Origin of the sequence: Stenotrophomonas sp. ESTM1D_MKCIP4_1 (assembly GCF_003086895.1) — a bacterium.
GTDB lineage: Bacteria > Pseudomonadota > Gammaproteobacteria > Xanthomonadales > Xanthomonadaceae > Stenotrophomonas.
On sequence record NZ_CP026004.1, the window covers coordinates 2,858,645 to 2,872,538 of the forward strand.

10 protein-coding genes are annotated in these 13,894 nt (G+C 69.2%); 2 read left to right on the forward strand and 8 right to left on the reverse strand.

The window, feature by feature from the left end:
- Positions 1-244: 244 nt before the first annotated feature.
- The 6 genes from C1924_RS13120 to C1924_RS13145 form a co-directional block, all read right to left on the reverse strand.
- Positions 245-1,189, reverse strand: coding sequence for a TraB/GumN family protein (locus tag C1924_RS13120; protein WP_108765705.1), 945 nt, complete (start codon positions 1,187-1,189; stop codon positions 245-247).
- Between the two features lie 2 nt (positions 1,190-1,191).
- On the reverse strand, positions 1,192-2,121 hold the full coding sequence (locus tag C1924_RS13125) for a DUF1684 domain-containing protein (protein WP_108765706.1): 930 nt from the start codon (positions 2,119-2,121) through the stop codon (positions 1,192-1,194).
- A 26-nt stretch (positions 2,122-2,147) separates the two neighbouring features.
- Entirely contained in the window at positions 2,148-4,049 is a 1,902-nt protein-coding gene (mutL, locus tag C1924_RS13130) for a DNA mismatch repair endonuclease MutL (RefSeq protein ID WP_108765707.1), read from the reverse strand.
- Between the two features lie 351 nt (positions 4,050-4,400).
- Complete coding sequence (locus C1924_RS13135; RefSeq protein WP_108765708.1) at positions 4,401-5,954, reverse strand: N-acetylmuramoyl-L-alanine amidase; 1,554 nt, start codon at positions 5,952-5,954, stop codon at positions 4,401-4,403.
- An 82-nt stretch (positions 5,955-6,036) separates the two neighbouring features.
- The gene (gene tsaE, locus C1924_RS13140; RefSeq protein ID WP_108765709.1) at positions 6,037-6,519 is read right to left on the reverse strand and encodes a tRNA (adenosine(37)-N6)-threonylcarbamoyltransferase complex ATPase subunit type 1 TsaE; all 483 of its coding nucleotides are present in this window, start codon (positions 6,517-6,519) and stop codon (positions 6,037-6,039) included.
- Positions 6,516-8,000 (reverse strand): NAD(P)H-hydrate dehydratase, encoded by a 1,485-nt coding sequence (locus C1924_RS13145; protein ID WP_108765710.1) that lies wholly within the window; start codon positions 7,998-8,000, stop codon positions 6,516-6,518. The genes tsaE and C1924_RS13145 overlap by 4 nt, the downstream gene beginning before the upstream one ends.
- 23 nt (positions 8,001-8,023) lie before the next feature.
- On the opposite strand from C1924_RS13145, the gene queG reads away from it, so the two are divergent.
- Both queG and xseA read left to right on the forward strand, forming a co-directional pair.
- Complete coding sequence (gene queG, locus C1924_RS13150; RefSeq protein WP_108765711.1) at positions 8,024-9,094, forward strand: tRNA epoxyqueuosine(34) reductase QueG; 1,071 nt, start codon at positions 8,024-8,026, stop codon at positions 9,092-9,094.
- Positions 9,095-9,138: 44 nt separating this feature from the next.
- Positions 9,139-10,470 (forward strand): exodeoxyribonuclease VII large subunit, encoded by a 1,332-nt coding sequence (gene xseA / locus C1924_RS13155; protein WP_108765712.1) that lies wholly within the window; start codon positions 9,139-9,141, stop codon positions 10,468-10,470.
- A 550-nt stretch (positions 10,471-11,020) separates the two neighbouring features.
- Here xseA and C1924_RS13160 read toward each other — a convergent pair.
- Both C1924_RS13160 and C1924_RS13165 read right to left on the reverse strand, forming a co-directional pair.
- Positions 11,021-11,917, reverse strand: coding sequence for a M48 family metallopeptidase (locus tag C1924_RS13160; RefSeq protein WP_108765713.1), 897 nt, complete (start codon positions 11,915-11,917; stop codon positions 11,021-11,023).
- An 89-nt stretch (positions 11,918-12,006) separates the two neighbouring features.
- Entirely contained in the window at positions 12,007-13,878 is a 1,872-nt protein-coding gene (locus C1924_RS13165; protein ID WP_108765714.1) for a formylglycine-generating enzyme family protein, read from the reverse strand.
- Between the last annotated feature and the right edge of the window lie 16 nt (positions 13,879-13,894).

Below are 13,894 nucleotides of genomic sequence, written 5' to 3' on the forward strand. Positions count from 1 at the left end.
ACGGCGCGCCCTCTGGCGCGCCGTTTTTTTCAATGCCGGAATCCGGTCGCCCGGGACTGGACTGGACCGGACGGGACGGGACGGTAGAGTCGACCGTTGGTCGACTATCGCGCGCAGCGCGGGCATTTCCGCGATCCAGCCAAAAAGCTGTCGACCAACGGTCGACCCTACTAAGGCATGCAGGCATCTCCGCGATAAGCAGTCAACCAACGGTCGACTCTGATCCGGCCTTACCCTCCCGCCGTCAGCGCTTCGGCTTACAGCCCGTGCACACGCGCTCGACCTTGTAGCCCTTGGCCTTCAGCTTCTCGACCACGCCGTCGCTGCCCAGCAGGTGCAGGCCACCCACCACCACCAGGGTTCCACCCTGCCCGTCCTGCAGGTACGGCAGCAGTTTGGGCACCCAGGCATCGTTGCGCGTCGTGTTGATGCGCTGGTAAAGCTGCGGGTACTGCTGGCGCATCTCCACCGCCATCTTGTTCCACAGCAGGCGGTCATCGCCACGGCGCCAGGCGTCGTGCAGCATCATCGACTGCTCGTCCCCCTTCTCGGCCTGGTCCAGCGCTTCGGCCATCATCTGCCGCTGTTCCTGCAGGCTCATGCCATCGAGCAGATTGATCTGGCTCTGCATGTCCTCCAGGCCCGCGGTCCGCTTGCCCGCATCCTTCGCGCGTTTCATGAAGTGCCGATCCAGGCCGAGGTTGGCGTCCAGCCCCATCTTCTGCATCTGCCCGATGGTGATGTTGAGCGCAACGAACCAGCTCTTCATCCCCTGCAACTGCGCCAACGGCAGATGGTTCTGCGTGGCATAGGCCTGCAGCTTCTGCCAGGTGGCGTCATCCAGGTCACGCTTCAGTTCGCTGCCGTCGCGGCGGATCGCCGCCTGCACCATCTGGCTGGCGGCCTGGGTCGACTCCATTTCCTCCGGGGACACTTCAAACAGCACGCGCCTGGAGGCGGTGAAGGCCTGCTCGACATCGGTCGACAGCGGATAGTCCTGCGGCTTGAGCAGGTGGAACGAACCCAACAGGTACACGCGCGCGTCCCCGGGGCCCGTCACCTTCCACAGCAGCGGCACCGGTGGCTTGGCGGCCGGCACTTCGGTCGGTGCGCCGCGGGCGGCGGCCAGGGGCACCACCGCGCAGGCCAGCAGCAGCACGACACTGCGCATCAATGATCCGATCGACATGATCAGCTGTCTCCTTCAGGCAGGTGGTAGGCCTTCTCGCCTGCATCCACACGCAGGTCCAACCGGTTTTCCGGTGGTGCCAGCGGGCAGGTCGCATACGGGGTGAACGCACAGGGCGGGTTGTAGGCGTGGTTGAAATCGATGCGCACGCTGCCATCGGCGGCCGGTGCATCGACGTCCAGATAGCGCCCGGCAGGATAGCTGCCGTGGCCGCTGGTGCGGTCGGCAAATACGAGGAACAGGGGCTCACCGGGCGCACCGATCGCTTCCAGTCGCCAGCTATGGCCGTCGCGCTGGAATTCCACGGCCCCGGCATTGGGCATTTCGGTGGTCAGGCCGGTGATGTCCACGATCGGCAGGGTTTTGCCGGCGGGATGCGCGATGAAACGCGCCTGCACCTGCCAGTCCGCGCCGCCCGGCCAGTACTGCAGGCCGGCAAAATCACGGCGTGCGGCGGCATCGGCATGCTTCACCCGCAGCGCGTCACGTGGGCCGCGGCGGATGATGCTCAGCTGCCCCTTGCCACCATCGAAGGTGAGCACGGTAGGCGCAGGGTCCTTGTCGGTGTTCATGCGCACGCGGCCGCGCACCGGCTGGCCGTCCAGGCTGACGTCCACGCCGGCTTCCGGGCTGAACCACCACTGCTCGCCCTCGCGCCGCAGCAGCCCGAGCTTGTCCGGGCCCACCGCCAGGCGGATGCCGCTGCTGGCACCGCTGCCGATGAAGTGTGACTTGTACTGCAGCCAGTGCAGGCCGACCAGGGCGGTCCAGCCGTCGGGCCGGGTCAGCTCCTCATACCGCTGCACGCGCCATTGCTGCTGCGCGGCGGCAAAGGCCGGATCCTCCTTGGCGAGCGCCACAGGCTGCGGCGACGGGCTGCAGGCGGCCAGCAACACGGCGACCAGCAGTCCGCCCATTCCCCGATAACGCATGGATGCTCCCCTCGATGTCGCGCCGCTCAACGGCCGCGCAGGAACCAGCGGTCGATCTCCGCCAGCGAAAAACGTGCCCAGGTCGGCCGGCCATGGTTGCACTGGCCCGAACGCTCGGTGATTTCCATGTCGCGCAGCAGTGCATTCATCTCCGGCACGGTCAGGCGCCGGTTGGCGCGCACCGCGCCGTGGCAGGCCATGGTCGACAGCAGCTCGTCGCGTGCACTGGCGATGCGCCGGCTCTGGCCATGCTCGCGCAGGTCGGTCAACACGTCGCGCAGCAGGCCTTCCGGCTCGGCGTTGGCCAGCAGCGCCGGAATGCTGCGCACATGCAGCGCGCCCGGGCCGGCGCGGGTGACCTCGAAGCCCAACGCGGCCAGCGTTTCCGCCTCGGTTTCAGCGGTATCGGCCTCGCGCTCGCCCACCGCCAGGGTGATGGGCACCAGCAACGGCTGCGACTGCAGGCCGATGCCGTCGTGGGCGTTCTTCAAGCGTTCGTAGCCGATGCGTTCGTGGGCGGCATGCATGTCCACCACGATCAGGCCTTCGGCATTCTCGGCGAGGATGTAGATGCCGTGCAGCTGGGCAATCGCGTAGCCCAGCGGCGGCACGCCGGCATCGGCGCTGGTCACCGGCAGGCCGTTCTCGCTCGGAATCGGCGGCAGCGCACTGCTGCGCTCGCCAGCACCGGGGGCGGCATATAGGGCCGCGTAGGCAGCCGGCGCATCGGCCACCTGCAGGCCCAAGGGCTGCTGCGGGCGCCAGCCGGAGAAACCTCCGCCGCCGCCGCCCGAACCGGGAGCCGCGCCGCGCACCAGGCCGAAGCCCGATGCGCCCGCGCTGGACGGCATCGGCGCAGCACCGGCGTCCACCGGATGTGCCGCACCCGCACCGATGTCCTGCGCGGACACCCCGGCGCGGGTATCGGCCAGCGCGTCCTTCAAGGTGCGGTAGACGAAGTCGTGGACCAGGCGTGAATCGCGGAAGCGCACTTCATGCTTGGCGGGGTGCACATTGACGTCGACCCGGGTCGGGTCCAGTTCCAGGAACAGCACGTAGGCCGGCTGGCGGCCGTGGTACAGCACATCGCCGTAGGCCATCTTCACCGCGTGGGCGACACTGCGATCACGCACCGAACGACCGTTGACATACAGATACTGCTGGTCAGCGCTGGCCCGCGAGTAATGCGGCTGCGCGATCCAGCCGTGCAGGCGCAGGCCGGCGCCGGTGTGGTCCACGCGCACGGCCTGGTTGGCGAAGTCTTCGCCAAGCGTTTCAGCAAGGCGCGCATCGGAATAGAGGTCGCCGGGCTTGTAGCGGCGCGAGGCCTTGCCGTTGTGCGAGACACGCAGCTCGACATCGGGGCGGGCCAGTGCAAGCGAGCGCAGCCATTCTTCGATATGGCCCATTTCCGTGCGCTCGGCGCGCAGGAATTTGCGCCGTGCCGGCACGTTGTAGAACAGCTCGCGCACCTCCACCGTGGTACCGGGGGCATGCGCGCGCGGAGTGACTTCGCCGATCTTGCCGCCTTCGATCTGCAGCGCCGAACCATGCTCGTCGTGCGCACGGCGCGAGGCCAGGGTGAAACGACTGACCGAGGCAATGGACGGCAGCGCTTCGCCGCGGAAGCCGAGGGTGGCCACCGATTCGAGGTCATCGAGATCGGCGATCTTGCTGGTGGCGTGGCGCGAGACCGCCAGGGGCAGCTGCTCGGGCGCGATGCCGCTGCCGTTGTCGCGGATGCGGATGAGCCGCACGCCGCCCTCTTCCAGATCGATGTCCACGCGGCTGGCGCCGGCATCGATCGCGTTCTCGACCAGCTCCTTGACCACCGACGCGGGGCGTTCGACCACCTCACCGGCGGCAATCTGGTTGATCAGGATTTCCGGCAACGGCCGGATCGGGCGCGGATGGGGAGCAGACGTCATGCAGGGATGATAACGGCATGAACCCCGCGCCGCGCGCGGTAGCGTCGACCGTTGGTCGACTGCGCGGTGCCGCATACATGCCCCCCCGCGACGCGCGCGGTAGCGTCGACCGTTGGTCGACTGCGCAGTGCCGGATACATGAACCCCGCGCCGCGCGCGGTAGGGTCGACCGTTGGTCGACTGCGCAGTGCCGGATACATGAACCCCGCGCCGCGCGCGGTAGGGTCGACCGTTGGTCGACTGCGCTGCGTCGGATACATGAACCCCGCGCCGCGCGCGTAGTCGACCAACGGTCGACTCTACCGGCCGCCGGCAAGGCCCCACGGAACGCAGTAACCCGCCTTCGGCGGGTTACTTGCTGCCGCCGGCCATGGTGGCGGCAGCGTCGATCTCGGCCTGGGCGCGGGCGGCGTACAGCGTGCCCGGCGGCGGCTGCCGGCTGAAGAAGGTGTGCACGCCGTCCAGCACCGCACCGGCAACCTTGCGCTGGTAAGCCGGGTCAATCAGGCGGCGCTCTTCGTCCGGGTTGGAGATGAAGGCTGTTTCCACCAGCATCGCGGGCATGTCCGAGGTGCGCAGCACGGCGAAGTTGGCGCGTTCCAGGTTCGGCTTGTGGTTGTTGCCGATCCGCTTCAGGCCACCCAGCACATGGCCGGCCGCGTCTTCGGAAGCCTTCATGTAGCCGCTCTGCGCCAGGTCCAGCAGCACGTTGGCCAGCGTGCCCTCGGTCTGCTGCAGGCGCACGCCACCGACCAGGTCGGCCGCGTTTTCCTTGTCGGCCAGCCAGCGCGCGCGCTGCGAGGAGGCGCCCTTGGTGGACAGCACGTACACCGACGAACCGGTGGCCGAGCGGTTCTCGGCCGCATCGGCGTGGATCGAAATGAAGATGTCAGCCTTGTTCGCACGCGCCTTCTGCGCGCGCATCGGCAGCGGAATGAACACGTCGCTGTCGCGGGTCAGATAGGCCTTCAGCCCCGGCGTGGCGTTCACCTGGCGCGCCAGCTCACGCGCCACCGCCAGGGTGACGTCCTTCTCGCGCTTGCCGGTTGGGCCGATCGCCCCTGGATCCTGGCCGCCATGGCCGGGATCGATCGCCACCACCAGGTGGCGCATGCCCGGCTGCATGCGCACGCGCGAGGCGTCGCTGGGCATGGCCGGTCGCGGCGCTGCGGCGGGGGCGGCGGCCGGCGGGGATGCCGGTGCGCTGGCAACCACGGCGCGGGTCGGCTGCCCGGCAAGAATGGCGGCCGGCGAAGAAGCCGACGGCGTGCTGCTGGCGCTGATGCCTGCAGCGGCCACCTGGGCGGGGGTTGCGGTCGGGGCGGGTGCCGGCGCAACCGGTGCGGCTGCACTGGCGCTGGCCTGCTGCTGCACCTGTGCGGTCAGCAGTGCGGTGGCGCGGGCGGCATCGCCGTGCGACTGGGCGCTCTGTGCGGCCGTCGTGCTGGCTGCCGAAGGTGCAGCCGGCGCGGTGGCCGCAGGCGCGGGACGGCTGGCAGCCGTGGCCGGGCCATCACCGGGCCACTCGATCACCAGCGTGGATTCATTGCCTTCGCGCTGCATCTGCGGGCGGAACGGCGCGACCGATTCGGCCAGGTCGAACACCACACGGAACGTGCCCGGCACCGGCTGCCCGGTGCGGACGGCGGTCACCACGCCCTGCGCGGCCGGCATCTTCAGGTTGTGCACAGCGCTGGAATCGGGGAAATCGATCACCAGACGGTTCGGCGACGACAGCGACAGGGTCTTGTAGCCACCGCTGCCGACCAGAGCGATTTCCGCACGCGTGCCGGTCGCCCCGGTGTTCAACTGGACCTGACGGACCTCGCCCGCCCAGGCGCAGACGCTCGTCAGACCCAGTCCGACGGCGGCACAGATGGCGATGAGACGGTTCCCCAGGCGCATGGCTCAGGATTCAATCACCCCGCTGAACGGAATGCAACACCTTTTTCCTTAATAATCCGTAACCTGCCGGTGTTTGTTCTCGTCAGTCGACAGAAATGGGCCGCAAGTCGCCCCCTTCGGGGAGGCGGGTCAGCCACTCCCGGCCGGCGTCGCTCGAGCCAGTGAGACGCACACGACGCCCCTGCCCCTCGATTTCCAGCGCCACCACCAGATCGGTGGGCGGCAACGCGCCGGCCCCGCGCTCGGGCCATTCGACCAGCCACAGCACCGCACTGCCCTCATCCAGGCCGAGGAAATCCAGCTCTCCTGCCTGGCCGATGCGGTACAGGTCCAGGTGCCAGGCTTCGCCGCCCGTGGCCAGCGGATAGCGCTCGACCAAGGTGTAGGTGGGGCTGCGGATGGCGCCCTGCACGCCCAGCGCACGCAGCAGCGCACGCGCCGTGGTGGACTTGCCGGCACCGAGGTCGCCCCGCAGTTCAACCACCGCCTGCGGCGGACGGGTGGCAGCCAGCCACTGGCCCAGTCGTTCGGTGGCTTCACTGTCGGCCAGAAAGAATTCAGTCATTGCGGACGTTCCGGGTTGGCCAGCCGCCGCAGGGGCGCCAGCAGATCAGTAGGGAGCAGGCCGCGCGCGCCGTCGAGCGCGGCGGCATCACCGGCCAGCGCATGCAGGAGGGCACCGCACGCGGCCGCGTCAAAGGCATCCAGGCCCTGCGCACGCAGGCTGGCGATGATGCCGGTCAGCAGGTCGCCCATGCCGCCCACCGCCATGCCGGGGTTGCCGGCCGCGATCAGGCGCGGGGTGCGGCCAGGGGCGGCCACGATGCTGCCCGCGCCCTTCAGCACCACCACCGCGTGGTAGCGCTCGGCCAGCGCCTGTGTACAGCGATAGCGGTCGGCCTGGATCTCGGCCGTGGTGCATTCCAGCAACCGCGCGGCCTCGCCCGGATGCGGGGTCAGGATGGCATCGGGCAGCGCGCGCGGGTCACGCGCCAGCAGGTTCAGCGCATCGGCGTCGACCACCAGCGGCTTGCCGCAGGCCAGTACGCGCGCGAACAGGGCGCGTGCCCAATCGTCCTGGCCCAGGCCGGGGCCGATGGCCACGACACGGGCTTTTGCAAGCAGGTCCGGCAATGCATCACCGTCCTCCAGCGCATGCACCATCGCCTCGGGCAGCCGCGCCAGCAGCGGTCCGACGTGGTCGCGGCGGGTGCCGATGCTGAGCAGGCCGGCGCCGGACCGCAGGGCCGCCTCGCCCGCCAGGGCGACGGCCCCGCCGCTGCCGTGGTTGCCTCCCACGCACAGCACGTGGCCGGAATCCCCCTTGTGGCTATTGTTGCGGCGAGGTGGCAGCAGTCTGCCCAGGCGATCGGCGGCCCATCGCTGCGCGCTGGCGTTCACGCCCTCCCAGGCCGTGTCGTCCACTTCCAGCGGCGCAAGACGGCGCTGCCCGACATGATCCAACGCGTCACCGGTGAACAGCCCCCGGTGGTTGGCGATGAACTGCAGCGTCATCCGCGCGCGTACCGCTGCACCCGGCACCTGGCCGCGATCGGCATCCACGCCACTGGGTACATCCAGCGAGAACACGGGGGCTTCCTGCGCATTGATCGCCTCGATCAGCGCGCGGGCATCCGCGTCCGGTGCACGGTCCAGGCCCAGCCCGAACAACGCATCCACCAGCAGATCGCAGGCCGGAAGCGCACCGTCCATGGTTTCCACCTGGCCCCCTGCGCTGGCGAACGCTGCAGCCGCCTGCCGCGCCAGCGCCGTTGCCGGCGGCTTCCCTGGCAGCACGAACAGGCGCACCTGACGGCCTGACTGCAGGGCGTGGGTCGCCAGCACGTAGCCGTCGCCGCCGTTGTTGCCACTGCCGGCCACCACGCACAATTGCCGGGCGTCAGGCCACTGCTGCAGCAGGCACTGCCACGCGGCCAGGCCGGCCTGGCTCATCAGGCCCCAGCCGCCATCGCCGGCCAGTGCCGATGCCCGCTCATCCAGCGTGCGCGCGGCGGCGGTATCGAAGAGAAGAGAGAGATCAGGCATGCCGGGATTTTATACTGGCGCGCATGGTTCCCGTCCCCGCCCCTCTCGATCCCGCCCAGGCCGTCGCGCGCATCCGTGAACTGGCCCGTGCGCACGGCTTCCAGCGCTGCGGCATCGCCGGCATCGAACTGGGCGAGGATGAAGCGCACCTGGCCGACTGGCTGGGCAAGGGCCTGTACGGCACGATGGAGTGGATGGCCCGCCACGGCACCCTGCGCGCACGCCCGGCCGAACTGCTGCCGGGCACCGTGCGGGTGATTTCGGTGGGCATGGATTACAGCCACAAGGACGACACCGAAGCCTGGGCCACCCTGGCCGACCCGGGCCGCGCCTATGTCGCGCGATACGCGCTGGGCCGCGATTACCACAAGCTGATGCGCAACCGCCTGCAGAAGCTGGCCAGCCAGATCAACGATGAGGTGGCAGCGCTGGGCTACCGCGTGTTCGTCGATTCGGCGCCCGTGCTGGAACGTGCGCTGGCGCGCAACGCCGGGCTGGGCTGGATCGGCAAGCACACCTGCCTGATCGACCGCCACGGCGGCTCGTGGTTCTTCATTGGCGAGATCTACATCGACATTCCGCTGCCGATCGACGCACCGGCCACCGCCCATTGCGGTACCTGCACGCGCTGCATCGACGTCTGCCCCACCCAGGCCATCATCGGCCCGCAGCGGCTGGATGCGCGGCGCTGCATTTCCTACCTGACCATCGAACACGACGGCGCCATCCCCGAAGACATGCGGCCGCTGATCGGCAACCGCATCTACGGCTGCGACGACTGCCAGCTGGTCTGCCCCTGGAACAAGTTCGCCAAGCGCACCGACGAAGCGGATTTCCGTGCGCGTAACAACCTCGATACGGCGCGCCTGGACCAGTTGTTCGCCTGGGACGAGGCCGAGTTCCTGCGCCGCACGGAAGGCAGCCCGATCCGTCGGAGCGGCCATGAGCGCTGGTTGCGCAACATCGCCGTGGCACTGGGCAACGCGCCGGCCTCAGCCGATGCGCTGGCCGCCCTGCACACCCGCATCGACGACCCCTCGCCCGTGGTGCGTGAACACGTGCAGTGGGCGCTGGCCCAGCAGGGCGCGCGCTGACGTGCGATCCTGAGCGCCCTGCTCCGCCCGCGCCCGCCGTACCCATGCAGCCACGCAACAACGACGTCCTCACCCCCAGCCAGCTCAACACCCTCGCCCGCGACCTGCTGGAAGGCAGTTTCCCGGCGATCTGGGTTGAAGCCGAGCTGGGCAGCGTGGCCCGCCCGGCCTCCGGGCACCTGTACTTCACCCTGAAGGACGCGCGCGCGCAGCTGCGTGCGGCGATGTTCCGGATGAAGGCGCAGTACCTGAAATTCGTGCCGCGCGAAGGCATGCGCGTGCTGGTGCGTGGCAAGGTCACCCTGTACGACGCCCGTGGTGAGTACCAGATGGTGCTGGACCACATGGAGGAAGCAGGTGAAGGCGCGCTGCGCCGCGCCTTCGAGGAGCTGAAGGCGCGCCTGGAGGCCGAGGGTCTGTTCGACCCGGCACGCAAGCGGCCGATGCCGGCCCATGTGCAGCGCCTGGCGGTGATCACCTCGCCCACCGGTGCGGCCGTGCGGGATGTGCTGAGCGTACTGGCGCGCCGTTTTCCGCTGCTGGAAGTGGACCTGCTGCCGACCCTGGTCCAGGGCAGCACGGCCGCCGCGCAGATCACCCGCCTGCTGCAGGCGGCCGATGCCAGTGGCCGCTACGACGTGATCCTGCTGACCCGCGGCGGTGGTTCGCTGGAAGATCTGTGGGCGTTCAATGATGAAGCCCTGGCGCGTGCCATCGCGGCCAGTGGCACGCCGGTGGTCTCGGCGGTGGGTCACGAAACAGACTTCAGCCTGAGCGATTTCGCTGCCGACCTGCGCGCGCCGACGCCGTCGGTGGCGGCCGAACTGCTGGTGCCTGACCAGCGCGAACTGGCCCTGCGCCTGCGCCGCACGGCTGCGCGAATGGTGCAGTTGCAGCGGCACACGATGCAGCAGGCGATGCAGCGCGCCGACCGTGCGCTGCTGCGCTTGAATGCGCAGAGCCCGCAGGCGCGGCTGGACATGCTGCGCCGCCGCCAGGTGGATCTGGGCCGCCGCCTGCATGCGGCGTTCAACCAGCAGCAGGAGCGACGTGCGGCGCGCCTGCGGCATGCGGCAGCGGTGCTGCGCGGCCACCATCCGCAGCGCCAGCTGGATGAGATGCAGCGGCGCCTGGCGGCCCTGCGCGGCCGCCCGCAGGCGGCGCTGCAGCGGCTGCTGCAACGTGATGCCCTGCGCCTGCGCGGGCTGGCACGCTCGCTGGAAGCAGTGAGCCCGCTGGCGACGGTGGCACGGGGCTACAGCATCCTGACCCGCGGTGATGACGGCACGCTGGTACGCGAGGTCGGGCAGGTGCAGGCGGGGGATGCACTGCAGGCACGCGTCGGCGACGGCGTGATTGACGTGCTGGTCAAGTAGGGGTTGTTCTGCAGGGCTTGGGTGCACGACATCGCATGCGCGCTGTCGCTCCCACGCTTACCAGCGTCCAGACCCCCGCCGCTTCGCGGCCGCCCCCTGACTCAGGGGACTCTCCCCGAGATGCAATCCGGCGGCCGGTAGATCCACACCATGCGTGGATGAAATCTGTCAGATATCGAATTCCAGATTGGGGTCAGAGCCCGTTGCGCAGCAACGGGATCCGACCCCGTGCCGTTCCGGCAGACCGCAGAAAACTGTCGAAGGCGGGGGTGGGTCCGGTTGAGGGGGCGTGAGCCGCATGGGCCCGAGGCATGCCTCGGGCGGGTTGGGCAGGACGCCCAACCCCGGTCTTGCCGTGTGCGCAGGACAGCGCACACGAGCAAGCGGCGACCGAGCTTACAGGGACGTACTTGCAGCGTCCCCCTCAACCGGACCCGCCCCGCCAACCCACGGATAGCCCGCCTTCGCTTTCGCTTTCGCTTTCGCTGTTGCTGTTGCTGTTGATCCGCAGCAGGTGCAGGGCTGCAAGCCCTGCAAAAAAACACTCCCCTCAACGCGCCTGCTCGCAGAACTTCTGCCGGTACTCCAGCGCCTTCGGCATCAGCGCCTGCAGATTCTGGATGCGGGTGCCGGGATTGGGATGGGTCGAGGAAAATTCCGGCGGCGCCTGACCGCCACTGGCCTGCCCCATCCGCTCCCACAACGGCACCGCCTCGCGCGGATCGAAACACGCCGCCGCCGCCAGCATCAGCCCCACCTCGTCGGCCTGGGTTTCGTGGCTGCGCGCGTAGGGCAACAGGTAGCCGTAGCCCATCGCCGACATCATCATCTGTTGCTGCTGCGCATCCATGCCGCTGGCCGCGCCGGCCACCTGGCCGATCTGGGTCAGCTTCTGCTGCGCCATGCGCTGCGCACCATGCCGCAGCAGCGCATGGGCAATCTCATGGCCCATCACCACCGCCATGGCATCGGTGCTGCGCGCCACCGGTACCAGGCCGGTGTACACCGCCATCTTCCCGCCCGGCAGGCAGAACGCATTGGCCTGATCGGACGGAATGACATTGACCTCCCACTCGAAATCACGGGAGAAATGCCCCGGCTGCACACCGTGCTCCTGGGCCAGCGCGGTTTCCACCACGTCCACCTTGGCAATCAGACGCTGGGCGATCGCGCGGATGTCACGCGAAATCTGCGCGTTCGGATCCAGCGGCCGCTCCTGCGACAGGATCTCCTGGTAGGCCTGCAGGCCCAGCGCTTTTTCCTGGCTGGCATCCAGGCTGCTGTCGATCAGCACCTTCTCGCCGGTATAGGGATCCACCGCACGATTGGAAAACCAGTAGAACGCCGCGTAACCCGCTGCCAACAACAGCACCCACCAGCGGATGTTGCCGAACAGGCCGCGACGCGGGCCCTGTTGCGACGAACGGGAAAAGGGATCGTTGCGCATCGGCAGGTCTTCCAGCAGACCCCGCCGGCCGGCGGGCACGGCGCAATCTTAGTGCGCTGCGGCCTTGGGCGGGTGAAGCCCGCGTGGGTTCAGATACCGCGCACCAGGCGGAAGCCGATGCGTGCACTGGTGGTATCTGAATCCTGTGACTGGCGCCAGGCTGCGCGGGTCTGTTCCGGGGCATTGGCCCAGTTGCCGCCGCGGATCACCCGCGCACGGCACCCCGGGTTGAACCACGCCGCGCCATCGGCCGGTGCTCGCCGGTAGCTGGCATGCCAGCAGTCGGCCACCCATTCGCTGAGATTGCCGGACAGATCGTGCAGGCCGAAGGCATTGGCCCGGAAAGTCCCCACCGGTGCCGGGCCCCACCACCCATCGCCATAACCGACGAAAGCGTTCTGCCAGTGCCGGCCCGACGGCGATACGTCACGGCTGCCGGTGTAGTTGCCACTGCCTTCCGGTGGCAGGCCTGCATCGCCCCAGGCATAGCGGCCGCTGTTGCCGCCCCGCATCGCGTACTCGAACTCGGCCTCGCTGGGCAGGCGGTAGGAGCGGCCGGTCTGCTCGGACAACCAGGTGGCGTAGTTCTCCGCGTCGCGCACGCTCACATGCATGACCGGCGAATTACCCATGGCCTGGCTGCCGTCGTAATCCGAACGCCAGTCCACCCCGCTGCGGCGGATGAAGTTGCCACTGCGCTCGTCGTACACCACCGAATGGCCGCGGCGGGTGGCGCGCGGGCGTGCGTTGGTCGCCTTCACGAAGCGCGCGAAATCATTCACGGTCACCTCGGTGATGGCCATCGCGAAGCCACGCTCGAAGCGCACGTAGTGGGAGGGACGCTCGGCGTCGGTGGCCCCGGGCTCGGTATCCCCGGCACCCATCTGGAAGCCGCCATGCGGCACCACGATCATCTGCGGGCCGCGACCGCCATCACGCAGCGCATCGCTGAACACCTGCCCTGGGCGGAAACTGCCGTAATGGGTTGCCAGATCGATGCGCTCGCGCAGCTGTGCCACGGCCGGATCACCCGGCAGGGCGATGCGCAGCGCCTCGGCCAGCTTCTCGCGTGCCGGCTTCAGGCCCTGCGGCGTGGCAAGATCGCGCAGACCGCCGTCGCGCAGCTGCAGCAGGGCGGTGGCTCGAATCTGTTCGATGCGCTCGAAGGCATCGGCGATGGTCGGCGACGAGTTGCGTACCTTGCTGGCCTCGGCCAACCAGCCGCCGGCACTGGCGAAGTCGCGCGCGCGCGCCGCCTCTTCGGCACGACGGATCAGCCCGCTCTCGGCCGCGGCCAGACCCTGCCGCGCACGCCGGTTGTCCTTGTCCAGCGCCAGCGCTTCGCGGAAGTTGGGGATGGCACCGTCGCCATCCTCGCCGATGCGGTCGGCGCGCAGGTCGTCCTCACCGGCACGGTTGTAGGCCACGGCGCGCTGCGCGGTTTCCACCCGGCCCTGCAGGGCACGCACCTGCTCATCCTTCGGCGCCAGTGTGAGCAGCACCAGCGCCTGGCGACCGGCCTCCACCAATGCCTCACGCTGCTTCAGCGGGCGCGCCAGCAGCGCGTCGGCCTGCTGCAGCAGCCGTTGCCGGGCCCGCTGCAGGCCGGCGCGGGCCTGGCGATCATCCGGGTCCTCCTCCTGCACGGCCAGCCACAGCGGAATGGCCGCATCGGCATCCTCATAGAGATGATCGCGGGCGAAGGCCTGCTCGGCGGCACGGCGCAGCTGCGCCTGGCTGCGTTGCTGCCGGTCCACCCGCGGCGGGGTCCAATGCTGGATGTCCTCGGCCGCATCATCGTCGGCGATGGTCACCGTGCCCTGCCCCGATGCCTCGACAGCCGGGCCCTGGGCCGCGCGCTCCTCGCCAGCACCGCTTTCCGGCGCCGCAGGCGGTGGCGTACAGCCGGCCAGGGCGATGGCCAGGGCAGTGCACAGCGCGGAGGACAGCGGAAAACGCAAGCGGGGAGCTCCTTCA

Bases quoted from the DNA above. Each gene is read 5' to 3' on its own strand.
- C1924_RS13120 (WP_108765705.1), bottom strand. From the start codon at position 1,189: ATGTCGATCGGATCATTGATGCGCAGTGTCGTGCTGCTGCTGGCCTGC.
- C1924_RS13125 (WP_108765706.1), bottom strand. From the start codon at position 2,121: ATGCGTTATCGGGGAATGGGCGGACTGCTGGTCGCCGTGTTGCTGGCC.
- mutL (WP_108765707.1), bottom strand. From the start codon at position 4,049: ATGACGTCTGCTCCCCATCCGCGCCCGATCCGGCCGTTGCCGGAAATC.
- C1924_RS13135 (WP_108765708.1), bottom strand. From the start codon at position 5,954: ATGCGCCTGGGGAACCGTCTCATCGCCATCTGTGCCGCCGTCGGACTG.
- tsaE (WP_108765709.1), bottom strand. From the start codon at position 6,519: ATGACTGAATTCTTTCTGGCCGACAGTGAAGCCACCGAACGACTGGGC.
- C1924_RS13145 (WP_108765710.1), bottom strand. From the start codon at position 8,000: ATGCCTGATCTCTCTCTTCTCTTCGATACCGCCGCCGCGCGCACGCTG.
- queG (WP_108765711.1), top strand. From the start codon at position 8,024: ATGGTTCCCGTCCCCGCCCCTCTCGATCCCGCCCAGGCCGTCGCGCGC.
- xseA (WP_108765712.1), top strand. From the start codon at position 9,139: ATGCAGCCACGCAACAACGACGTCCTCACCCCCAGCCAGCTCAACACC.
- C1924_RS13160 (WP_108765713.1), bottom strand. From the start codon at position 11,917: ATGCGCAACGATCCCTTTTCCCGTTCGTCGCAACAGGGCCCGCGTCGC.